Here is a 23318-nt window from a genome sequence, read left to right as displayed (position 1 = left end):
TCAGCCCCTGCGCGTGCGCAGCCACTCCAGCGCCAGCAAGAGGCTGGTGGTGAAGAGGATGAGCAGTGTGGCCACGGCGGCAATGGTGGGCGAAATGTTCTCGCGGATGCCATTGAACATCTGGCGCGGCAGCGTGGACTGGTCGGCCCCGGCCAGGAAGAGGGTGACCACCACTTCGTCAAAGGAGGTGGCAAACGCAAACAGCGCGCCGGAGATCACGCCCGGCGCAATCACCGGCAGCGTGACGCGGAAGAAAGTGTTGAGCGGTGTCTCACCCAAGCTCAGCGAGGCGCGCACCAGGTTGTGGTTGAAGCCCGCCAGCGTGGCCAGCACGGTGGTCAGCACAAAAGGTGCGCCCAGGGCTGCGTGCACGATGATGAGGCCGAAGTAGCTGTCGGCCAGGCCCAGCGGCGCGAAGTACAGGTAGGTGGCCACGCCCACCACGATGATGGGCACCACCATGGGGGCAATCAGGATGGCCATGAGCAGTCCCTTGAACCGGAAGTCCGCCCGCGACAGGCCCACGGCGGCCAGGGTGCCCAGCACAGTGGCAATCAGCGTGGCTGCGGGCGCCACGATGAAGCTGTTGCGCGTGGCACGGGCCCATTCGGCCGACTCGAAGAGGTTGCGGTACCACTTGAGCGACCAGCCGTGGATGGGGTAGGCGAGGAACGAGCTTTCGGAGAACGACAGCGGCACCATCACCAGGATGGGGGCCAGCAGGAACACCAGCACGGACACGCACAGCGCGCGCACGGCCCACCAGCCGAGCTTGTCGGCCAACGTGGCGTACAGGGGGAATTGGGGCAGGCGAAACATGGTCAGCGACTTTCAGCTTTGGAGGGAGTGATCAGCCCAGACTCAATTCGGCTTTGCCAATGCGCCGGTACACGCCATACAGCAGCAGCGTGGCAGCCAGCAGCAGGGCACCCAGTGCGCAGGCCATGCCCCAGTTCACTTCCACATTGGTGTAGCGGGCGATGTAGTAGCTCAGCATCTGGTCATCGGCCCCGCCCAGCAGTGCGGGCGTGACGTAGTAGCCAATGGCCAGGATGAACACCAGCAGGGCACCCGCGCCAATGCCGGGGTAGGTTTGCGGCACATACACCCGAAAGAACGCGGCAATGGGCGAGCTGCCCAGCGACACCGCCGCACGCAGGTAGGTGGGCGGCACGCTCTTCATCACGCTGTACAGCGGCAGGATCATGAACGGCAGCAGGATGTGCACCATGGCAATCACCACGCCCGTGCGGTTGAACAGCAGCGCCAGCGGCTGTTCGATCAGGCCCAGGCCCATCAGGCCCCGGTTGACCAGGCCTTCGGATTGCAGCAGCACGATCCAAGCGGCCACACGCACCAGGATCGAGGTCCAGAAAGGCACCAGCACCAGGATCATCAGCACGTTGGCCGAACGCGCAGGCAATGAGGCCAGCCACCAGGCCAGCGGGTAGCCCACCAGCAGGCACACCAGTGTGACCACCAGGCTGATGTGGAACGTGCGCAGCAGGATGCCGCCGAAGGCGCGCTGCTCCTCGGGCATGCGCTCGACCTGGCCCAGGGCGTCGCGCTGCAGGTCCACCGATGCAAGCAGGTAGTCGGGCGTCCAGCGGGCGCCGTTCTTGGCTATGGCACGCCAGAAGGGTGCCTCGCCCCAGCGGGGGTCGGCGCCCAGCAGGCGTTCCCTGATGGCGTCGGCAGAACCTTCAAAAGGCAGGTCGCGGTAGGCCCCCATCACCATGGAGCGTGCGCCCGGCACCTCGGAGTTGAGCCGGCGCGCCAGGGCGCCAGCGTCCGAACGGTCGGGCAGGCGGGCGAGATCGCCCACCAGCGCGGCATAGGCCGCCGCCGGTGGTGCGTCGCGCCGGTCCCAGCCGTCCAGGGCACGCATGGTGCCCGGCAGCGCGTTGGCCACTTCGGGGTTCTCCACCGCGCGCTGCAGCAGCGCGGCAATGGGCACCAGCAGCGTGAGCAGCAGAAACACCAGCAAGGGCAGCGTGAGGCTGAACGCCCGCCATTTGCGCCGCACTTCGGCGCGGGCCAGGGCTTTGCGCAGCGCGCCGGGGGCGTGGCTGTCCTGTGCGCGGTGCGGGGCCATATCAGGGGCGTTCATGGCGATCACGCCGGAGTGGGCTTGCATGGTGGTGTGCTCTGTCTGCTGCTGGTGTGGGCTCATGGCTCAGGCGGTCGGGCGCAGGCTTACTGCGTGGCCCAGGCGGCAAAGCGCTTTTCCAGCGCCTCGCCCTGGTCGGCCCAGAAGCCCACGCTGAACTGCAGGGCCTCCTTGGCGTTGGTGGCCGAGGTGGGCAGGTCGTCCAGCACCTTCTTGTCCAGCGACGCCAGGGCCTTGGTGTTGGCCGGGCCATAGGCAATGTTCTGTGCATAGGCGGCTTGCTGTGGGGTCTGCATCGTGAAGGCGATGAACTTCACAGCAGCATCCTTGTTGGGTGTGCCCTTGGGGATGGCCCAGTAGTCCAGGTCGTAGATGCCGCCGGGCCAGTAGATCTTGAGGTTGCGGCCTTCGCGGTTGGCGGCGTCGATGCGGCCGTTGAACACCGTGGTCAGGGTCACATCGCCTGCGACCAGGAACTGCGGCGCCTGGGCACCGGCCTCCCACCACTGGATGTTGGGCTTGAGTTCGGTCAGCTTCTTGAACGCGCGGTCGGCGCCGTCCTTGGTGGCCAGCACCTTGTACACGTCGGCGGGCTTCACGCCATCGGCCAGCAGCGCAAATTCGAGGTTGTAGCGCGCGCCTTTGCGCATGCCGCGCTTGCCAGGGATCTTCTTGGTGTCCCAAAAGTCAGCCCAGCTGGTGGGTGGGGTCTTGAGCTTGTCGCCGTTGTAGGCCATGACGGTGGACCACACGAAGATGCCCACGGCGCACTCGTTCACCGCAGCGGGCAGCAGGTCGGCCTTGGGCACGATCTTGCTGTAGTCCAGCTTTTCGTACAGGCCTTCATCGCAGCCGCGCGCGGCGTCGGGCGATTCGACCTCGACCACGTCCCAGGTCACCTTCTTGGCCTCGACCATGGCCTTGACCTTGGCCTGCTCGCCGTTGTACTCCACGGCCACGATCTTGTTGCCGGCCTTTTCGTAGGGCTCGTAGAAGGCCTTCTTTTGTGCATTGGCGTTGGCACCGCCGAAGTTGACGACGGTGAGTTGCTGCTGCGCCAGGCTGGGCAGGGCCAGGCAGGCAGACAGGGCAGCGCAGGCGATCAGGCTCTTGTTTTTCATGGTGCGGTTTCCTAGGGGTTGAGGGAAGGGGACGGGGAACAAAAAAAACGGTTCAGTGAACGGTGGGCGCGGCGTAGATGCGCACGGACTCCGTGGGGAACTCCAGCAGCACCGCATCGCCAGGTTCGGGGTGCGGGTTGGCGTCGGCGCGGGTCAGCGGCAGCTTGACGGTGGCTTGCGCCTGGCCGGCGCCGATGTCGCACATCAGGCGCAGGTGGTCGCCGTAATAGATGGCACGGGCCACCGTGGCGCGCAGGGCGGGGGCCTGGGGCGTGGCGCTGGCGGCATGCAGCGCAATGCGCTCGGGGCGGATGCAGGCTTCGGCCGGGGCGCCGGGTGCCAGGTGGTTCACATTGAGGCCGGGCAGGCGCTGGCCGTCAGGCAATTGCAGAGCCCACGCCGTACCACTGCCTTGCAGCGTACCGGTGATGACCGTGCTGTCGCCCACAAAACCCGCCACAAAGCGGTTGGACGGGGTCTCGTACAGTGACTCCACATCGGCCAACTGCTGAATGACACCTTCGTTGAACACCGCCACGCGGTCGCTCATGGTCAGGGCTTCGCCCTGGTCATGGGTCACGTACACAAAGGTCACACCCAGCTGGCGGTGCAGCTCTTTCAGCTCGATCTGCATGTGCTCGCGCAGCTGTTTGTCCAGCGCGCCCAGGGGCTCGTCCATCAGCACCAGCTGGGGGTTGAACACCAGGGCGCGGGCCAGCGCCACGCGCTGCTGCTGGCCGCCCGACAGGCGTGCGGGCAGGCGGTCGGCCATGCCCGACAGGCGCACCATGTCCAGCGCCTTCTTCACGCGTTCGGCCTGCTCGGCCTTGGGCACCTTGCGCACGGTGAGCGGGTAAGCCACGTTCTGCCCGACGGTGAGGTGGGGGAACAGCGCGTAGTTCTGGAACACCATGCCAAAGTTGCGCTTGTGCGGCGGCGTGCGCGTGATCTGCTTGCCATCGAGCAGGATGTCGCCCGCGGTGGGCGACTCGAAGCCGGCCAGCATCATCAGCGTGGTGGTCTTGCCAGAGCCCGAAGGCCCCAGCAGGCTCAGGAACTCGCCGCGCTGGATGTCCAGGTCCAGCGCACGCACCACAAGCTGTTCGCCGTCGTAGGTTTTTTGCACGCCGCTGAAGCGGACCAGGGGTTCTGCGTGGTTCATGGTGGTGGGGGCAATCAAGGGAGAAGGGATTCAGCCCACAGCTGCGAAGCTGTCGGCCAGGATGGCCAGGCCTTCGTGCAGCAGTTCGTCCGATGCAGTCAGGGGCACCAGGATGCGGATCACGTTGCCGTAGGTGCCGCAGGACAGCAGGATGAGCCCGCGCCGCGCGGCTTCGGCCACGACCTTTTTGGTCAGTGCGGCGTCGGGGCGGTGTACATCGCCGTTTTCAAACAGCTCGATCGCCACCATGGCACCCAGGCCGCGCACGTCGCCGATGGCGGGTACTTTGGCGGCCATTGCTTTCAGGGCACTGACCAGCAGCGCGCCCATGTCCTGGCTGCGGGCCAGCAGGTTTTCCTGCTCGAACGCATCGATCACCGCCAGGGCTGCCGCGCAGGCCACCGGGCTGCCCGCATAGGTGCCGCCCAGGCCGCCAGCAGCAGGCGCGTCGATGACGTCAGCGCGGCCCACCACGCCCGACAGGGGGAAGCCGCCCGCCAGCGACTTGGCGGTAGTGATGAGGTCGGGGGCCACCGGCCATTGTTCGCAGGCGAACCACGTGCCCGTGCGGCCCGCGCCGGTCTGCACTTCGTCGGCAATCAGCAGGATGCCGTACCGGTCTGCGAGGGCCTTGAGGCCGGTGATGAACTCGGGCGGGGCCACATAGAAGCCGCCTTCGCCCTGCACGGGCTCGACGATGAAGGCGGCCACGCGCTCGGGCTCGATGTCGTTCTTGAAGATCAGCTCCACCGAATGCAGGGCCTGCTCCACGCTCACGCCATGCAGTGCGTTGGGGAACAGCGCGTGGTAGGTCTCACCCGGGAACGGACCAAAACCCACCTTGTACGGAACGACCTTGCCGGTGAGGCCCAGCGTGAGGTTGGTACGGCCGTGGTAGCCGCCCGTGAAGGCGATCACGCCAGGGCGCTTGGTGTAGGCGCGGGCGATCTTGATGGCGTTTTCCACGGCCTCGGCGCCGGTGGTGAGCAGCAGGCTCTTTTTGGCAAACGCACCGGGGGCCAGCGTGTTCAGGCGCTCGCACACTTCCACGTAGGGTTCGTACGCCACCACCTGAAAGCAGGTGTGGGTGTACAGGTCCAGCTGGGCCTTGACGGCGGCGATCACGCCAGCGTGCAGGTGGCCGGTGTTGAGCACCGCGATGCCACCGGCAAAGTCGATGAAGCGGCGGCCCTCCACATCCCACAGCTCGGCGTTGCGTGCCTTGTGGATGAAGAGTTCATGGGCCTGGCCCACGCCCCGGGCCACGGCGGCCTGGCGGCGGGTGAGGAGGGCGGCGTTGGTGAAATGGCGGTCTTGCTGCATGGTGTGGGCGGTGGCTGTGAAGGACAAAAAGGGGAATGAAAACCAGGAATGGGGCGAATTCTGGAATCCACGCCACGGCCCGTCCATGTACAGCGCAGCGCTGTTTGGCGCGCACTGTGCAGGTCTAGAATCCTGTACAGGCAATCCCTGATTTGGTGTGCGCCAACCCAGTGCACAATTCGCCCCCTTTTTTGCTCCCCTGATGCTCACTCTCAGCCCCGACCTCCAGACACCTCTGGTCAGCCAGATCGTCGATGGTCTGCGGGGGCTCATCGCCGGGCAGGTGCTCAAACCCGGCAGCAAACTCCCGTCCATCCGCGCTTTTGCCGCTGCGCACGGCGTGAGCGTGTTCACCGTGGTCGAGGCCTACGACCGCCTGGTGGCGCAGGGCTGGCTGGTGTCGCGGGCCAATGCAGGCTTTTTTGTGAAGCGGCGGGGCGACGAGGGCGCTGCGCCCGGCACTGGTGCGCCCGAGCGGGCCGTGCCCCGTTTTGATGCGCGCTGGTACCTCAAACAAATTTTTGAAAACCGCAACCTGCCCATGAAACCGGGCTGCGGCTGGCTGCCGCACGACTGGCTGTTTGGCGATGCGGTCAAACGCAGCATGCGCCAGCTGTCGTCCGATGGGCCCGAGCTGGACGGCTATGGCCTGCCGCACGGCCACATGGCGCTGCGCATGGTGGTGGCCGAGTCGCTGGCCGAACACCATCTGGCGGTGGACGCCGACCAGGTGCTGCTCACGCAGGGCTCCAGCCAGGCGCTGGACCTGGTGGCGCGTCGCCTCGTCAAGCCTGGCGATGTGGTGCTGGTGGACGACCCCGGCTACCCCAACCTCCTGTTCATGTTGCGCTTTGCGGGAGCGCAAGTGGTGGGTGTGCCGCGCACCGCCACCGGCTACGACCTGCCCGCACTGGAGGCTCTGCTGGCCGAGCGCCAGCCCACGGTGTTCTTCACGCAGCCGCGCCTGCAAAGCCCCACCTGCTCGGTGGCATCGGTGGCGCACCTGCACCGGCTGCTGCAATTGGCCGAGCAGCACAACTTCATGCTGGTGGAGAACGACATCTACGCCGACATGGACCCCGGTGTGCGTCCGTCGCTGGCCAGCCTGGACCAGCTCAACCGCGTGATCTACCTGGGCAGCTTCTCCAAGACGATTTCGCCCAACCTGCGCACCGGCTTTCTGGCGGCGCGGCGTGACCTGCTCGACGAGCTGGTGCAGCTCAAGATGATCTCGGGCCTGACCTCGTCAGAGATCACCGAGCGCATCACGTTTGGTGTGGTGACGGATGGGCGTTGGCGCAAGCACCTCAAGTCGCTGCGCGAACGCCTGGCCGAGGCGCACCGCACGGTGGGGCGGCGCTTGCTGAACCTGGGGTTCGAGCTGTTCCACGAGCCCGAGGCGGGCATGTACCTGTGGGCCCGGCACCCCGACCTGCCCGACAGTGCCGAGCTGTCGAAAGAGGCCACCGGTGCGGGCATCATGCTCGGGCCGGGTCAGCTGTTTCTGGTGGAGCCCCGGCCTACGGGCTGGCTGCGGTTTAACGTGGCGTTCAGCCAGGACGAGCGGATGTGGCGCTTTCTGGAGCAGCGCATCGAGATGGGCCAGCAGGTGGCGGAACAGGGCAGTTCCCTGGCCTGAGTACGCGGTTTGAAGCGTTTTGGGGCGGATGCGCTAGTGCAATATGCCTGGATTGCTATCAAATAGATAGTGATTGACGCAGCTGCCCGTGGCCCGGGGGGCTGCTCCATAGGGACCCTCTGCACGAATCACCGCGTCGTGTGCATCAGCGGGCTCGGGCGGTCTGCTGCGTTGCAACCCCTCCCGATCCGCTGCGCTCACTTGGCCAGCGAGATTCGTGCAGAGGGTCCCTAGCGGTCGATGATGCGCCGCGCAAAGCGCTCCAGGTACTCCATCAGCTGCTCCGCGCCCGCCACGGCCTGGGCCTCGTCGCCACTGGCAATGCCCTGCGCCAGTTGCATGTGCGCGCGGGCACCCTCTGACACCTCGCCTTCGTGCTGGTAGGCGTACCAGAAGCGGCGGCACTGCACGATGAGCGGTTGCACGCATTTGACGGCCGAGTGGTTCTGGCTGGCCTGGTGGGTGACGAGGTCCAGCTCATGGTCGGCCAGCATGTAGTCGTCGAGGTGGCCGCGCGCTGCGGCCTGCACCATGTTTTCCGCACAGCGCACGATGGCCTGGCGCTGCGGCGCGGTGGCGCGGCGTGCGGCGTTGGAGGCCAGCAGGCGCTCCAGCACGCGGCGGGTCTGGATCACGTCCAGGTGGTCGGCCAGGTCGATGTGCGACACCAGCAGCCCGCGCCGGGGCTGCTGCACGATGAGCCCGATGGACACCATGCGCAGCAGCGCCTCGCGCACCGGTGTGCGGCCCAGGCCGGTGCTCTCGGCGATCTCGGCCTCCACCACGGGGCTGCCGGGCTGCAGCTGCAGCGTGGAGATCATGGTTTCGATGGCGTCGTAGGCCACGTCCGCCGCGCGCCGCTTGGGCGCGGGGTCTTGCTGGGGGGAGGGGCGGCGGAGTGTCATCGGGCGTGAAGGACGTTGCGGGAGGCCGCATCTTATGGGATGCGGCCCCGGTGACCCTTGCGGACTGTCAGAGGCTTGCGCCCGCCTTGCGCAGCTCGGCAATCTGCGGCGCCTTGGGCAGCCACAGCTTGTCGAACTCCTGGATGATGCCGTCAGGGTTGAACGACGATGCCGTCTTGAAGGCGATGGATGTGCCCTTGAACTTCTCGATCAGCCCGGCCTCGGTGGTCACGATGTCATTGATCTGCGCATCCAGCGACTGGGCCACCAGCTTGCGGATGATGTCCTTGTCCTTGGCATCCAGCCCTTGCCAGATGCGGCCGGAGACCAGCGGCGCGAACGGCATGAACAGGGCGTTCATCTGCAGCAGGGCCTTGGCCACCTTGTCGAAGCGCTGGTTCCAGGAGAACTCGATGTCCGCCTCCAGCCCATCCACCTGGCCGTTGCTCATCGCGTCAAACACCTGGGGCGTGGGGATGGGCGTGGGGGCGGCGCCGAGCATTTGATAAAAGTCGCGGTACACGGGCGTGGGGTTGATGCGCAGCTTCATGCCCTTGATGTCGGTGGGCACGGTGATGTCCTTGGTGGAAAACACCGCGCGCATGCCGGTGATGCCCCAGCCCAGGCCAATGGTGCCCGTCTCGCGCGGCAGCGCCTCCAGCAGCTTGGTGGCGGCGGGGTGCTTGACCAGTTTGGCCACTGCGGGGGTAGATCGCACGAGGTACGGTGCGTTGATGGCCGCGATGCTGGCCACGCGCGAGCCCAGCTCGGCGGCCTGGATCCAGCCCATGTCGAGCGCGCCGGACTGCAGCTGCTGCATCATCGCCGCCTCGTTGCCCAGCTGGCCCGAGTGGAAGACCGTGACGCTCAGGCGGCCATCGGTTTCCTTCTGCAGCGCCTCGCCAAATTGCACGGCAGCACGGTTCCACGAGTGGCCTGCGGGCGTGATCAGGCCCAGGCGAAACTCCTTGGCGTCGGCGGCACGCACCAGGGCCGGAAAGCCCAGCCCCGTGACGGTGGCAGCGGCCACGGCGTGGCGCTGGATGAAATGGCGGCGGGTGACAGCGGGGGTGTGGGCGGGCTGGGTCGTCATGGTGAACTCCGTGTGAAAGAACTTTGGGAGGGGACGGGGGATTTGCTGGGCGGCGGTCTACTTGAGCAAACCGAGCGACAGGCTGGGGAACAGCGACAACATCACCAGCGCCACGCAGCTGATGATGAAAAACGGCAGCGTGACGATGAACATCTTTCCGGGCTTGGCCCCGGTGACGGCCGACGCGACAAAGAAGCTCAGGCCCACGGGCGGAGTCATCAGCCCCAGCACCAGGTTGACGACGATCACCACACCAAAGTGGCGCGGGTCGATGTGATAGACCTCGGTGGCAATCGGCAGCAGGATGGGGGCGGTCATGATGAGACCGGGGATGCCGTCGATCACCGTGCCGATGACCAGTAGGATCACGTTGGTGAGCAGCAAAAAGGTGACCGGATCGTGTGCCACGGTCTGCACCCAGGCGGCCACCATCTGCGGCACCTTGCCGTAGATCAGCAGCCACGAGAACACGGCCGCTGCCGCCACCAGAAACAACACGATGGCGGAGTAAATGGCCGAGCGCAACAGGATGGCGGGCATGGCGCTGAACCGGAACTCCTTGGTCACATAGCGACCCACCAGCGCCGATACCAGCGCGCCCACGGCGGCCGATTCGGTGGGGTTGGCCAGGCCACTCAGGATGGAGCCCACGATGATGATGGGGATCAGCAGTGTGGGGCTGGCCTGCACCACGGTGCGCGCGCGCTGGGCCAGCGTGCGCTTTTCGCTGCGCGGGTAGTTGTAGACAAAGCCCATGAGCGCGATCACGACAAAGAACAGCACGGTGAGCAGCACGCCGGGCAGGATGCCTGCAATCAGCATGTCGCCCACGGCCACCTGGGCCAGCACGCTGTAGACCACAAACATCACCGAGGGCGGAATGATGGGCCCCAGCATGCCGCCGTACACCGTGAGGCCGGCCGCAAAGGTCTTGTCGTAGCCCTGCTTTTCCATCTCGGGCACCATGACCTGCGACATGATGGCCACCTGCGCGGTGGCCGAGCCAATGATGGATGACACCAGCATGTTGGCCAGGATGTTCACGTAGGCCAGCCCCCCTTTGACGGAGCCGATGAAGGCCATGGACAGGTCCACCAGCCGCCGCGTGATGCCGCCGCTGTTCATGATCTCGCCGATCAGGATGAACAGCGGGATGGCGATGAGGCCATAACTGTCCACCCCGTCGAACATCTGCATGGGGAAGGACTGGAACAGCACCGGGCTGCCGATGCTGAGGATGTACACCGCGCCCGACAGGCACAGGCATACGCCGATGGGCACACCCACCATCAAGGCGGCGAGGAAGAACAGGGTGGTGATCATGGTCGGGCTCTGGTGGGTTTTGCGGGCGCAGGAGCGTTCAGTTCACGGCGTCGGCGTTGACTACGTCGAAGCCCGCGTGCTGCACACGCTCTGCGGCGCCCATGTCTTCGAGCAGGTTGGCCAGTGCATGCACGCTGAAGGTGGCCGAGAAGATCGGCAGGATGAGTTGCAGCACCCAGGTGGGCCAGTTCAGCGTCTGGGTGCGCTCGGTGTAGATGAAGTTGAAGCTCTCGGCCGCAAACTCCTTGGCGTCAAAGCCGTAGCGCGCAATGCCGAGGGGGTCCATCCACACCCAGCACATCACCAGCATGGCCAGGCCAAACAGCAGCACGCCGGACGTGGCCACCACCTTGAATGCCTTGGCGCCCCGCGCGCCGAGGTGGTCGGTCAGCATGGTCACGGCAAAGTCCATGCGCAGCCGCGTCATGACCGAGGCGCCCACAAAGGTCAGCCAGACCACCGTGTAGACCGCCGCCTCGTCCACCCAGTAGATGGGCATGCCGGTGTAGCGCGTGACCACGTTGAGCAGGATCAGCAGCACCAGCAACGTCATGAGGGCGGTGAGCAGATGCCGCTCCATGCGCAGAACCTGCGTGGACAGCGCCAGCACCCAGCGGACGGGAGCGTGCGGCGCCGGAGAGTACGGGGCGGGTGGACTGTTGGGTGTGGGCATGATGGGGTTCCTGGGGAGGAGGGCGCGGCGATGAAAGAAAAGCTTTGTGCTTTTAATATCTAACAAATATATTTAAAAGCAAGATGGATGCCTGCTAGGTGGGGTAAGCCCTGAAAGGAGAGACGGGGAAAACGGCTGCGCGCCTGTCAGCCCGAGGGAGTTGCGGGCTCGCGCTGAGCGCTGGTGGTGGGCGCGGGCGTGCAGGCGGCCAGCGTGCCAATGCGTGTGGGCGCCAGCAGATGCCGTGGGGGCGCAGGCGTCCAGCCAAACAGGTGCTGTGCGGCAGCGCCGCAAATGCGGCCCTGGCACGCGCCCATGCCGCAGCGGGTGTGGAGCTTGGCATCGATCCAGCCGTTGCGATCGGCCAGTGCAGCGTAGGGCACGTCTTCGCAGCGGCACACCAGGGTGCCGGGCTGCGCCAGGGTTTTGAGTGCTTCGTTCAGTGGAAAAGAAGCCTGCAACGCCTGCGCAAAGCCCTCCCAGCGCGCCAGCTGGGGGCGCAGCGCCTGGGCCTGTTGCACCTGTCCCGCTGCCACATGTCCTGCCATGGCGCCCTGAACCAGTGCACGTTCGCTGCCGCCAAAGCCGGTAGCTTCACCCGCGGCGAATACACCGGGCGCGCTGGTGCGCATGTGGGCATCGACAGCCAGGCCCTGGCCACCGCTCAACGGCCCGCCCAATGCGCAGCCCAGCATCTGCCCCAGGTGGGTGTTGGGCACCAGCCCGAACCCGCAGGCCACGCGGTCGCAGGCCATGGTTTCTTCGGCGTGTTGGCCTTTGCGCAGCCTCACTGTTTGCACCTGCGTGGTGCCTTGGACTTCCAGCACATGGCTGCTGGCGCGCAACTGCGGGTGAAGCAGCGTGAGGGCTTGCAACGCCTTGGCAGGCCAGCGCGGCAGCTGCGCTGCAAAGCCAGCGAGCGCGCTCCACGGCGCCTGCTCCGCCACGCGCACCACGGTGGCACCCGCTTTGTTGGCGGTGGCGGCAGCGGCCAGCAGCAGAGGGCCTGTGCCTGCAATGACGATGCGCTGGCCGCGCACGTCAAGCCCTGCCTTGATGAGAGCCTGCAAGGCGCCTGCACCCGTCACACCGGGCAACGTCCAGCCCGGAAAGGGCAGCAACAGCTCGCGGGCTCCGGTGCACAGCACGATGCGGTGGCTGTGCTGCGTCCAGCCCCGGTCTGCGTCTTCCAGCAGCAGGGCCGGGGCCTTGTCGCCGGGTTGCGGGTCACCCAGGCCCACCACGCGGGTGCCAGGCAGCAGGCGGATGTTGGTGTGCCGGGCCAGCGCCGCGCGGTGCTGTTGCGCCAGGGCGGGCAAGACCACCTGGGGGCCATCGCGCCAGATTTGCCCACCGGGCTGTGGGTTGTCGTCCACGAGGGTGATCGCTGCCCCGCTGGGTGCGGCAGCGAGGGCGGCCGCCAGACCTGCAGGGCCAGCGCCGATGATGAGGATGTCGCAGCGCTCGTGCGCCGAGTGTTGCTCGGTCATGGGTGGGGTCACGGGCTGGTTCATGGCGTGGCGCTCCCGGGTGCTGTGCCGACATCGGTATGAATCGACATGCCCTCGGTGCAGACCGTCTGGCACGCCAGGCGTGTGCGGCCGTGGATGCGGACCCTGCATTCGTGGCACACCCCCATGCCACACAGCGGTGCCCGCGCCGCGCCGGTGACCGAGGTGCGTGTGGTGCCGGGTGTTTGCTGCGCCAGCGCGGCGGCGACGCTGGTCCCTGCGGGCACCTGGAGGGGCGTGCCATTCACCACGATGTGCACCAGGGCGGGTGTTCTGGATGGGGTCATGGTGTGCTCAGGCCCGCAAAGCGGGCAGGTGCATAGGGCGTGGGGTCGATCGCCGGGGTGCCCCCTGCGATCTGGGCCGCCAGCAACTGCGCGGTGGCCGGGGCGGTGGTCACCCCCAGTCCTTCATGTCCCACGGCCAGCCACAGGTGCGGGTGTTCGGGGTGCGCGCCAATCAGCGGCAGGCTGTCTGGCGTGGCGGCGCGAAAGCCGGTCCAGGTGCGGATGGCGTTGAGGTTGGCCAGGCCTGGCAGGTAGTCGAGTGCCCGTTGCAGCATGCGCGCCATCACGGCGTTGTTGACGGCGGGGTCGGTGGTGTCGAACTCGCGTGACGAGCCGATCAGCAACTGCCCTGTGGGCCGGGGCTGCACGTTGAAGGCTACCGAGGTACCGTCGCTGTGGTGCGCGCTGGTGATGTAGCCCAGCTCCACCAACTGGTGGTGCACGGTGCCCGGGTAGCGGTCGGTGATGACGAGGTGGCCCTTTTTGGGGCGCAGCGGCAGGCCGGGGCACAGCTGCGGGGCGTGGATGCCGCTGGCCAGCACGATGGCGCCTGCGCTGCGCTGGCTTCCGTCGCGCAGGGTGACGGTGTGGCCTTCGATCTGCATCGCTTCAGCCTGCTCCAACACAAGGCGTCCGTGGGCTGCGGCCTGGTCCAGCAGCCACTGGGCTGCGCGCGGGGCGTAGACCACGCTGTCCCCCTGCACCTTGAGCGCGCCCGCCAGACCGGGGCGCAGTGCGGGTTCTGCGCGGGACAGGGCGGCCGCGTCGAGCATGTCGCAGGCGATTCCGTGTGCTTGCAGGGTGCTGCGTTTGTCATGGGCCGCCTGCAGCTCTGCATCGTTGGCGGCCAGCCAGAGCGTGCCGCAGGGCGTGAACGCACAGCCCGCATCCATGTGGGGTGCCCAGGTGTGCCAGAGGTCCAGCGATGTCTGGCTCAGCGCCAGCTCGGCAGGGTTGTCATCCATCACCACCAGATGGCCCATGCCCGCCGCCGTGGCGCCGCCGAGGCGCGCATCGATGACACGTACCGACAGCCCGGCCAACACCAGCGCATGGGCGCAGGCGGCACCCACGATGCCAGCGCCAATCACAAGGACATCGGTGTGTTGCATGGGGCGCACGTGCAGCAGGGCCGGGTTATAGCCGGATGCCCCAGCCAAAGGGGTCCTTGTCTTCAATCAGCAAAGTAGCGTCGGCGCTCATGTGCGCGCGGCCCCGCAAGGTGGGGATGACCTTGCCATCGTCCTGCAGTGTGTAGCTGGCCTCGAACTGGCTTCCGATGATGCTGGCCTGGCGCCAGAGGGCGCCCGGTGCCAGCTTGCCGTCGGCCGCCAGGCAGGCCACCTTGGCGCTGGTGCCCGTGCCACAGGGCGAGCGGTCATAGGCCTTGCCGGGACACAGAACATAGTTACGGCTGTCGGCTTGGTCGTCGTCGGCAAACAGCTCGATGTGGTCAATCTCGCCGCCGTTGTCGCCCCGAATGCCCTGGTCTTTGAGGGCCTGTTGAACGGCGCAGCTGTAGGCCATCAACGCCTCCAGGTTGTCGCTGGCTACACGCTGGCCGTGGTCAGAGATCAGGAAGAACCAGTTGCCGCCCCAGGCCACATCGCCCACCACGCGGCCATAGCCGGGCACGTCTACCGCCAGCTGATGATGCAGCCGGTAGGCCGGCACGTTGCGCACGCTGACAGAGCCATCGGTGTGCAGGGTGGTGGTGACGGTGCCCACCGGGGTTTCGATGCGGTGCTCGCCAGGGGTGATGCGGCCCAGGTAGGCGAGCGATGCGATCAGCCCGATGGTGCCGTGGCCACACATGCCCAGGTAGCCGCTGTTGTTGAAGAAGATCACGCCCGCTGCGTTGGCCGGGTCTTGCGGCGCGCAGAGCAGCGCCCCCACCACCACATCGCTGCCACGCGGTTCCAGCACGGTGGCGGCCCGCCAGGCATCGTGGCGCTCGGCCAGCAGCGCACGCCGTTCGGCCATGGTGCCAGTGCCCAGGTCCGGAAAGCCGTCGATGACAAGCCGGGTCGGCTCGCCGCCCGTGTGGGAGTCGATCACGTGGATGCGTTGCATGGTGCTGTGGTGGTGGTGGAGTAGGGCGCTCAGTGTCTCAGGCGACAGACTGGTATTTTGTAGGGCGCGTGGCCAGGGCCTTGCGCACCACACTCTCGACAAATGCGCGTTCGTCGCCCACCAGGGGCAGGCGGGGGCGGCGCATGTGTTCGGTGCCCACACCCACCAGCGCATCGATGAGCTTGAGGTTCTGCACGAGCTTGTTGGACACATCCAGGTGCAGCATGGGCGTCATCCACTGGTAGAGCGGCAGCGCCTCGGCAAATTTGCCCGCTTTCATCAGGTCGTACAGCGCCACGGTTTCGCGCGGGAAGGCGCAGCCCACGCCGGCCAGCAGGCCGTCGCATCCCAGGGCCAGGCCTTCGTAAGCCAGGTCGTCCACGCCCAGGAAGAGCTGGTAGCGGTCGCCCACAGTGTTGCGCAGGTCGGTGATGCGGCGGATGTCGCCGGTGCTTTCCTTGATGGCGGCGATCCACTCGCAGTCGGCCAGCTCCACCATATGCTCGGGCTTCAGGTCCACGCGGTAGGCCACAGGGTTGTTGTAGACCATCAAGGGGCGCTGGGCGGCGCCCGCCATGGCGCGCACATTGGCCATGGCCTCGCGGGCATCGGCCACGTAGATCACCGAGGGCATGACCATGTAGCCGGCGACGCCGAGCTTGTTGCCGCCGTCGATGTAGCGCAGGGCCTCGCGGGTGCTGGTTTCGGACACGTTGGCGAGTACGGGTACGCGGCCGTCAGCGGCTTCGAGGGCGATCTTGGCAACCTGGAGCTTTTCTTCCAGCGTGAGGGTGCTGGCTTCGCCGAGAGAACCGCAGGTGACCAGCCCGTGGATGCCGTTGCGGATCTGGAAGTCGATGTGGCGGGCTGTGCCCTCGGCGTCGATGGACTCGTCGGCGTGGAACTTGGTGGTGATGGCAGGGAAGATGCCTTGCCAGCGGGGTTGTGGGTTCACGAGGGACTCCTTGGATCGGTGGTCGGGTTGAAGTTATTAATATATTAACAAGATATTTAAAGCGCGCAAGCGGATTTTTCCGCATTCGTTGGCGCATGGAGTGGAGGCGTCTGTCCCCGCCCTGTCGCCCTCCCGCCACGGACCGCCAGACTGCAAACCTATAATGAAAGGTTGGTCCCCATAGGGGCAGCGACAGGCAGCGCGCAGGCGCGGGTCCTGCGGCCTGCCTGCTGCGTGCAACCACTCCACAACACCATGAGCACTCCCACTTTTTCTGTCGCTGACATCCGCAAGTCCTTCCTGGACTTCTTCGTCTCCAAGGGCCACACCGTGGTGCCGTCGAGCCCTCTGGTGCCTGGCAACGACCCCACGCTGATGTTCACCAACTCGGGCATGGTGCAGTTCAAGGACGTGTTCCTGGGCACCGACAAGCGCTCATACAACCGGGCGGTGTCGGTTCAGGCCTGCCTGCGTGCGGGTGGCAAGCACAACGACCTGGAAAACGTGGGCTACACCGCGCGCCACCACACCTTCTTTGAAATGCTGGGCAACTGGTCGTTTGGCGACTACTTCAAGCGCGAATCGCTCAAGTGGGCCTGGGAGCTGCTGACCGAGGTCTACAAGCTGCCGCCAGAGCGCCTGCTGGCCACGGTCTACCAGGAAGACGACGAGGCCTACGACATCTGGACCAAGGAAATCGGCCTGCCACCCGAGCGCGTGATCCGCATCGGCGACAACAAGGGCGGCCGCTACAAGTCCGACAACTTCTGGATGATGGCCGACACCGGCCCCTGCGGCCCCTGCAGCGAAATCTTCTATGACCACGGCCCGCACATTGCGGGTGGCCCTCCCGGCAGCCCCGATGAAGACGGCGACCGCTTCATCGAGATCTGGAACAACGTGTTCATGCAGTTCAACATGGACGAGACGGGTGCCGTGACCCCGCTGCCCGCACCCTGCGTAGACACCGGCATGGGCCTGGAGCGCCTTGCGGCCATCCTGCAGCACGTGCACAGCAACTACGAGATCGACCTGTTCGACGCGCTCATCAAGGCCGCCGGCCGCGAGACCGGCGTGACGGACCTCAACAACAAAAGCCTGCGCGTGATCGCCGACCACATTCGCGCCACCGCGTTTTTGGTGAGCGACGGTGTGATCCCCAGCAACGAAGGCCGTGGCTATGTGCAGCGCCGCATCGTGCGACGTGCCATCCGCCACGGGTACAAGCTGGGCAAGAAGACCCCGTTCTTCCACAAGCTGGTGGCCGACCTGGTGCGCCTGATGGGTGACGCCTACCCATCCCTGCGCGAGCAGGAGCAGCGCATCACCGAGGTGCTCAAGGTGGAAGAAGAGCGCTTCTTCGAAACGCTGGCCAACGGCATGGAAATTCTGGACACGGCCCTGGACGGCGGCGCCAAGGTGCTGCCTGGCGATGTGGCGTTCAAGCTGCACGATACCTATGGCTTCCCGCTCGACCTGACCAACGACGTGTGCCGCGAGCGCGACGTTGAAGTGGACGAGGCAGGCTTCAAGACCGCCATGGAAAAGCAGAAGGCCCAGGCCCGCGCTGCTGGCAAGTTCAAGATGGACAAGGCGCTGGAGTACAGCGGTGCCGCCAACCAGTTCACGGGCTACGAACACCTCGCAGAGACTGCAAAAATCGTAGCAATCTATGTGGACGGTGCTAGCGCTGCAGCACTGAAAGCCGGCCAAAACGGCGTGGTGGTGCTGGACACGACCCCGTTCTACGCCGAAAGCGGCGGCCAGGTGGGTGACGAAGGCGTCATCACCAGCGGCTCGGCCCGTTTTGCGGTGGGTGACACGCTCAAGATCAAGGCCGATGTGTTTGGCCACCACGGCACGCTCGAACAGGGCACGCTGAACGTGGGTGACACGGTGCAGGCCCAGGTGAACACCGCCGTGCGCGCAGCCACCATGCGCAACCACTCGGTCACACACATCATGCACAAGGCCCTGCGCGAAGTGCTGGGCAGCCACGTGCAGCAAAAGGGCAGCCTGGTCAATGCCGACCGCACGCGCTTCGACTTCACACACAACGGCGCCGTGACGGCGGCTGAAATCCGCGAGATCGAACGCCGTGTGAACGAAGAAATCCTGGCCAACCAGCCCACGCAAGCGCGCGTGATGGACATCGAGTCGGCCCAGAAGACCGGCGCCATGATGCTGTTTGGCGAGAAGTACGGCGAAACCGTGCGCGTGCTCGACATCGGCACCAGCCGCGAACTGTGTGGCGGCACGCACGTGCAGCGCACGGGCGACATCGGCCTGTTCAAGGTGGTGGGCGAAGGTGGCGTGGCTGCTGGCATCCGCCGCATTGAGGCCGTGACCGGCGCCAACGCACTGGCGTACTTGCAGAACCTGGAAGACACCGTGAACCAGGCCGCCAGCACCCTCAAGGCGCCGGTGGCCGAGCTCAACGGCCGCATCAGCCAGGCGCTGGACAACGCCCGCGCGCTCGAAAAGGAAGTGGCTGCCTTGAAGGGCAAGCTGGCCTCGAGCCAGGGTGACGAACTGGTGAGCCAGGCGGTGGAGGTGAAGGGCCTCAAAGTGCTGGCTGCTGCGCTGCCGGGTGCCGACGCCAAGACCCTGCGCGACACCATGGACAAGCTCAAGGACAAGCTCAAGACCGCTGCCATCGTGCTGGCCGCCGTGGATGGCGACAAGGTGCAGATCGCTGCGGGCGTCACCGCCGACAGCGTGGGCAAGCTCAAGGCGGGCGAACTGGTCAACTTTGTCGCCCAGCAAGTCGGCGGCAAGGGCGGCGGCAAGCCCGACATGGCAATGGCTGGCGGCACGGACGCGTCCAAGCTGCCCGCAGCACTGGCTTCGGTGACAGGCTGGGTCACGCAGCAACTGGGCTGATGTACCGGTCACCACGGCGGCACCCGCCGCTGTGGTGTGGCAGCCATGGCTGCCAAAAAGAGGGTGACGGAACGCCAGCTTTCACCCTAAAGTGCAGCGCATGGACACCCTGCGCGACAGCCCCCAAGACCCGCCGCCGTCCGCTGTGCTTCGCGGTACGGGCGCTGCTTCGGTGGGTCAAGGCGGCCACCTGCCATGGTGGCGCCGCATCACCATCCCCTTTGAGGTCCTGATCGCCACCGTGGTGGTCACCGCCATGCTGTTGTTGACAGCGTTGCTGGTGTACCAGGTCAGCACCAGCGCGCGCCAGGCCATCATTGCGGCGTCGGACGAGAGTGCGCAGCGCATCAGCCAGCTCATTGCCGAACGGGTGCATCGCATCGTGGACCCGGCCGATGCCACCATCCGCCTGCTGGCGTTCGACCCGGTGGCCTCTGCGTCCACCCTGCCAGCGCGGCTGCGGCGCCTGCCTGTACTGGCCCGGCTGCTGGAGCAGAACCCGCTGCTGTCGGCGGTGTTCATCGGTTACCCGGACGGGCAGTTTTTGCTGGTGCGACCGGTGCGAAACGAAGCCTTGCGGGTGCGGCTGGATGCACCGCCCAAAACGGCGTATCTGGTGCAGTCCATGGCGCGCGAGCGCGGCTTGGCGGGCATGGTGGGGCGCTGGAGTTATTACGACGCGGACCTGCGGCTGATCGATTCGGCAGTGCGCCCGGAATACCGCTACGACCCCCGCACCCGCCCCTGGTACGCCGAAGCGCTGGAGCAGAACACCCAGATCCTCACGGCACCCTATGTGTTCTTCACCACGCAGGAGGTGGGCATCACGCTGAGCCAGCCCAGCGAGGACGGGCGTGCGGTGATTGGCCTGGACGTGGCCCTGACCGACCTGGGGCATGAGATCAGTGGCCTGCGCCTGATGCCCCGCACCGAGATCGCGGTGGTGGACAAGGACCGCCGCGTGCTGGCCTATCCCGACATGTCACGCGTGCTGCTGCGTGATGGCAACACGCCGGGCCTGCGGCTGCGTGCGCTGGACGACCTGGGCGTGCCCAGCCTGCATGCGCTGCAGGCGCTCGGCCTGAAAGATGGCGAGTCGCGCCGCCTGCAGGCCGATGGCGAGGAATGGCTGGGCCGTTCGCTGCCGCTGGCATCAATGCGCTGGCAGGGGCTGCAGATCCTGATGGCGATTCCTACCAAAGAGCTGCTGGCCGAGGTGAACAACAACCTGCGCCAGCAGGTGTGGCTGTCGGTATCGCTCATCGGCCTGATGCTGCCGTTGGGCTGGCTGGCCGGCCGACGCGTGGGGCGCAGTCTGTTCGGGCTGGCGTTGCAGGCCCGGGCGCTGGCGCGGTTTGATTTCCGGCGGCCCGAACGGCGGGTGTCGCCGGTGCGCGAGGTGCGCGACCTGGGGCAAGTGATGGACCGCATGTCCGACACCATCCAGGAGTTCTTGCACATCACCCACCACATCAGCGCCGAGTCGCGCACCGACCTGATGCTGTCGAGTGTGCTGTACGAGCTGGTGCGCGCCACCAGTTGCACCGGCGGTGCGGTGTACCTGGTGGACCCGCAACGCACCGGCTTGCTGCGCGCGGCCCGCCATTGCGAAGACCCGGAGCAGCAGTCGCGCTACCCCGAGCACCTGGCCATGGTGCATTTCATCAACCATACCGAGCCCCAACCTGGCGACCAGCACGAAGACGACGACGACACCGAGCCCGCGCGTGTGCTGCGGGTGCAGCTGCGCACCCGTGACGGGCAGCCCCTGGGTCTGCTGGTGCTGCGCTACATCGCGGACCAGACGCAGGACGACGCGCATTTCCGGGCGTTTGTCGAGAAGTTGTCGGGCACGCTGTCGGTGGCCATCGAGACGCGCAGCCTGATCGAAGGCCAGAAGAAGCTGCTCGATGCTGTCATCCGCCTGCTGGCCGACGCGATCGACGCCAAGAGCCCCTACACCGGTGGCCATTGCGAGCGCGTGCCGGAGCTGGCCGAGGCGCTCATGGACCGCATGTGTGCGGCCAAGGACGGTCCGTTTGCCCAGGTGGCCATGACCGATGCCGAGCGCTACGAATTCCGCCTGGGGGCCTGGTTGCATGACTGCGGCAAGGTCACCAGCCCCGAGCACATCATCGACAAGGCCACCAAGCTGGAGACGCTCTACAACCGCATTCACGAGGTGCGCATGCGCTTTGAGGTGTTGTGGCGGGACGCTGAGCTGGACTACTGGAAGCAGCATGTGTCCGGCGTGGACCCGGTGCGCTTGCAGCGTGAGCTGCTGCAGCGGCGCGAACAACTGCAGGAAGACTTTGCCTTTGTAGCCCGCTGCAACGTGGGGGGCGAATTCATGGCCGAGGCGGACATTGCCCGCCTCAAGGCCATTGGCCGCCAGATATGGCAACGGCATTTTGACGACCGCCTGGGCCTGTCGGCCGCCGAGATGCTGCGACTTTCCAGCGTGCCGGTGCGCCCCTTGCCCGCCAACGAGCCGCTGCTGGCCGACCGGCCCGAGCACATCGTGCCCTGGGGCACACGCAAGCCGCCGGTGGAGGCGGGCAACCCCGCCAATCGCTGGGGCTTTGACATGGTGTTGCCGCCATACGAGGCGCACCTGGGCGAACTGCACAACCTGTCCATCCAGCGGGGTACGCTCACTGCCGAAGACCGCTTCAAGATCAACGACCACATCGTGCAGACCATCATCATGCTCAGCGGTCTGCCGTTTCCGCCGCACCTGGCGCGCGTGCCGTCGATTGCCGGGTCCCACCACGAAAAGCTGGACGGCACCGGCTACCCCCGGCGCCTGAAGGCGCCAGAGCTGACGCTGGCCGACCGGGTGATGACCCTGGCCGATATTTTTGAGGCGCTGACTGCGGCCGACCGGCCCTACAAGCCACCCAAGACCTTGTCCGAGTCGCTCAAGATCATGACCCACATGGTGCGCGAGCGGCACATCGATGCCGAGGTGTTCCGCTTCTTCCTGACCAGCGGCGTGTGGCGCGACTACGCCGAGCGCTTTCTGACACCTGCGCAGCGCGACGAGGTCAATGTGGAGGCCATTCTGGCGTCGCTGGGCTGAGAGGTGAAGGGCGCCCTACGGTGGACGATGGGGCAATGCGTTCTTGCGAGGGCCAGCCTTGTCGCAGCGGACAGCGGGCCATATGGCCATGGGGCCATGGGCCCCGGTCCGGTCAGAACAGCTCGACGTCGTCGTTGGCGACCTTGGTCGCCAGTTGACCGCTGGCCACCAGATCGTCGTAGAAGCAGACCTGGTTGCGGCCGTGTTCCTTGGCGTAGTAAAGCGCCTGGTCGGCCTGGCCCAGAATCTCTACGGGCGAGCCGCGCGTGGTGCTCACAAAACCCAGGCTCACCGTGACCTGGCCCACCTGCGGGAAGTGGTACTCCTGCACGGCCAGCCGGAAGCGGTTGAACACCTTGTGGGCGGTGCTCAGTGTGGTGGAGCGCAGCAGCACCACAAACTCCTCGCCGCCAAAGCGGAAGATGCGGTCATGGCTGCGGAAAGAGCTGCGCAGGATGTTGGCGATCAGGATCAGCACCTCGTCGCCATACAAGTGGCCGAACCGGTCGTTGACCTGCTTGAAGTGGTCGATGTCCACCACCGCCAGCCATTGCTGCAGGGGCTCGTTGTCGCTGGCCACTGCGGTTTCCTCGGCCGCAAAGGACTCGGTAACGGCGCCCTTACGGCTGGCCAGCCCGCTCATGGTGTAGCGGGAGAACTGCTCGTCAAACGTCTTGCGGTTGAACAGGCCGGTGAGCGCATCGCGCTCGCTGTAGTCGAGCAGGCTCTGGTAGTTCTGGTACACCTGAAACACGCCCATGAGCACGTCAAGCTTGTGGGCCGAGAACGGGCGCGACTGGGTGATCTCCAGGCAGGTGCTGACCTTGTCGTGCATCCACACCGGCAGCCACAGCACATGGCGGCCCCGGCGGGGCGAGGCCAGGGCGCGCTCGCCCCGGTTGTCCACGCAGTCCCGCAGGGCGGGGTACTGGTCCAGCGGCTCCCGGCGGGGGTCGGCTGCGGCTTCGGAGTCGGTGGACACCAGCTGGCCGTTGTCCACCCAAGTGCGGGGGCGCACATGGGGCACGCCGCCCTCCGTGAACAGTTCCAGGGCCCGCACCTCGATGATGCTGCTGAGTTTTTGCAGCGTGGACAGCACCGACACTTCCAGCCGCAGGTGGTCGCGGTGGCCAGTCATCTCCACCAGGTTTTGCAGGATGGGTTTCATAGGCGGTGTG

General features: G+C 66.2%; 18 protein-coding genes. 3 read left to right on the top strand and 15 right to left on the bottom strand.

The genetic code is table 11. The features are described 5' to 3' along the window. From C8C95_RS21925 to gabT, 5 genes are all read right to left on the bottom strand, one after another. Nucleotides 1-819 (bottom strand): ABC transporter permease, encoded by an 819-nt coding sequence (locus tag C8C95_RS21925; protein ID WP_116749982.1) that lies wholly within the window; start codon nucleotides 817-819, stop codon nucleotides 1-3. Nucleotides 820-850: 31 nt separating this feature from the next. Beyond that, nucleotides 851-2095 carry an ABC transporter permease gene (locus tag C8C95_RS21920; RefSeq protein ID WP_116750417.1) on the bottom strand — a complete coding sequence of 415 codons (1245 nt, stop codon included), beginning with the start codon at nucleotides 2093-2095 and terminating at the stop codon, nucleotides 851-853. Between the two features lie 101 nt (nucleotides 2096-2196). Further along, nucleotides 2197-3231 (bottom strand): ABC transporter substrate-binding protein, encoded by a 1035-nt coding sequence (locus tag C8C95_RS21915; RefSeq protein WP_056063211.1) that lies wholly within the window; start codon nucleotides 3229-3231, stop codon nucleotides 2197-2199. 52 nt (nucleotides 3232-3283) lie between these two features. Beyond that, the gene (locus tag C8C95_RS21910) at nucleotides 3284-4393 is read right to left on the bottom strand and encodes an ABC transporter ATP-binding protein (RefSeq protein WP_116750416.1); all 1110 of its coding nucleotides are present in this window, start codon (nucleotides 4391-4393) and stop codon (nucleotides 3284-3286) included. Nucleotides 4394-4423: 30 nt separating this feature from the next. Continuing rightward, a complete protein-coding gene (gene gabT, locus C8C95_RS21905) occupies nucleotides 4424-5716 on the bottom strand; it encodes a 4-aminobutyrate--2-oxoglutarate transaminase (protein WP_116750415.1) in 1293 nt (430 codons plus the stop codon). A 202-nt stretch (nucleotides 5717-5918) separates the two neighbouring features. Here gabT and C8C95_RS21900 point away from each other — a divergent pair, with 202 nt between their 5' ends. After that, nucleotides 5919-7355 (top strand): PLP-dependent aminotransferase family protein, encoded by a 1437-nt coding sequence (locus C8C95_RS21900; RefSeq protein WP_056065047.1) that lies wholly within the window; start codon nucleotides 5919-5921, stop codon nucleotides 7353-7355. A 230-nt stretch (nucleotides 7356-7585) separates the two neighbouring features. On the opposite strand, the gene C8C95_RS21895 is transcribed toward C8C95_RS21900, so the two are convergent. The 9 genes from C8C95_RS21895 to C8C95_RS21850 form a co-directional block, all read right to left on the bottom strand. After that, nucleotides 7586-8260 (bottom strand): GntR family transcriptional regulator, encoded by a 675-nt coding sequence (locus C8C95_RS21895; protein ID WP_056744569.1) that lies wholly within the window; start codon nucleotides 8258-8260, stop codon nucleotides 7586-7588. Between the two features lie 67 nt (nucleotides 8261-8327). Further along, nucleotides 8328-9353, bottom strand: a complete 1026-nt coding sequence (locus C8C95_RS21890) for a TRAP transporter substrate-binding protein (RefSeq protein WP_116749981.1) — start codon at nucleotides 9351-9353, stop codon at nucleotides 8328-8330. A gap of 57 nt (nucleotides 9354-9410) precedes the next feature. Next, nucleotides 9411-10676: a TRAP transporter large permease gene (locus C8C95_RS21885; protein WP_116749980.1), complete on the bottom strand. Its 1266-nt coding sequence runs from the start codon at nucleotides 10674-10676 to the stop codon at nucleotides 9411-9413. A gap of 37 nt (nucleotides 10677-10713) precedes the next feature. Next, nucleotides 10714-11349: a TRAP transporter small permease gene (locus C8C95_RS21880; RefSeq protein ID WP_116749979.1), complete on the bottom strand. Its 636-nt coding sequence runs from the start codon at nucleotides 11347-11349 to the stop codon at nucleotides 10714-10716. Nucleotides 11350-11495: 146 nt separating this feature from the next. Beyond that, entirely contained in the window at nucleotides 11496-12863 is a 1368-nt protein-coding gene (locus C8C95_RS21870; RefSeq protein WP_243415750.1) for an FAD/NAD(P)-binding oxidoreductase, read from the bottom strand. Beyond that, the gene (locus tag C8C95_RS21865) at nucleotides 12860-13120 is read right to left on the bottom strand and encodes a 2Fe-2S iron-sulfur cluster-binding protein (protein ID WP_207780658.1); all 261 of its coding nucleotides are present in this window, start codon (nucleotides 13118-13120) and stop codon (nucleotides 12860-12862) included. Before C8C95_RS21865 ends, C8C95_RS21870 begins: the two co-directional genes overlap by 4 nt. Nucleotides 13121-13143: 23 nt before the next feature. Continuing rightward, nucleotides 13144-14259, bottom strand: coding sequence for an FAD-dependent oxidoreductase (locus C8C95_RS21860; RefSeq protein ID WP_116750411.1), 1116 nt, complete (start codon nucleotides 14257-14259; stop codon nucleotides 13144-13146). A gap of 25 nt (nucleotides 14260-14284) precedes the next feature. Then, entirely contained in the window at nucleotides 14285-15220 is a 936-nt protein-coding gene (locus tag C8C95_RS21855) for a 4-hydroxyproline epimerase (RefSeq protein ID WP_116749978.1), read from the bottom strand. Nucleotides 15221-15257: 37 nt separating this feature from the next. Continuing rightward, nucleotides 15258-16175, bottom strand: a complete 918-nt coding sequence (locus tag C8C95_RS21850) for a dihydrodipicolinate synthase family protein (protein ID WP_055398099.1) — start codon at nucleotides 16173-16175, stop codon at nucleotides 15258-15260. Between the two features lie 255 nt (nucleotides 16176-16430). On the opposite strand from C8C95_RS21850, the gene alaS reads away from it, so the two are divergent. Together alaS and C8C95_RS21840 are read left to right on the top strand one after the other, a co-directional pair. Beyond that, nucleotides 16431-19058, top strand: a complete 2628-nt coding sequence (gene alaS, locus C8C95_RS21845; RefSeq protein WP_116749977.1) for an alanine--tRNA ligase — start codon at nucleotides 16431-16433, stop codon at nucleotides 19056-19058. A gap of 100 nt (nucleotides 19059-19158) precedes the next feature. Continuing rightward, on the top strand, nucleotides 19159-22140 hold the full coding sequence (locus C8C95_RS21840; protein ID WP_116749976.1) for an HD domain-containing phosphohydrolase: 2982 nt from the start codon (nucleotides 19159-19161) through the stop codon (nucleotides 22138-22140). Nucleotides 22141-22252: 112 nt separating this feature from the next. Here C8C95_RS21840 and C8C95_RS21835 read toward each other — a convergent pair whose 3' ends face one another. Then, complete coding sequence (locus C8C95_RS21835) at nucleotides 22253-23308, bottom strand: GGDEF domain-containing protein (protein ID WP_116749975.1); 1056 nt, start codon at nucleotides 23306-23308, stop codon at nucleotides 22253-22255. Between the last annotated feature and the right edge of the window lie 10 nt (nucleotides 23309-23318).

Source organism: Acidovorax sp. 99 (assembly GCF_003096455.1).
Taxonomy (GTDB): Bacteria; Pseudomonadota; Gammaproteobacteria; order Burkholderiales; family Burkholderiaceae_C; genus Acidovorax; species Acidovorax delafieldii.
Note: the sequence above shows the minus strand (reverse complement) of the source record. Positions and strands in the feature narration are given on the sequence as shown.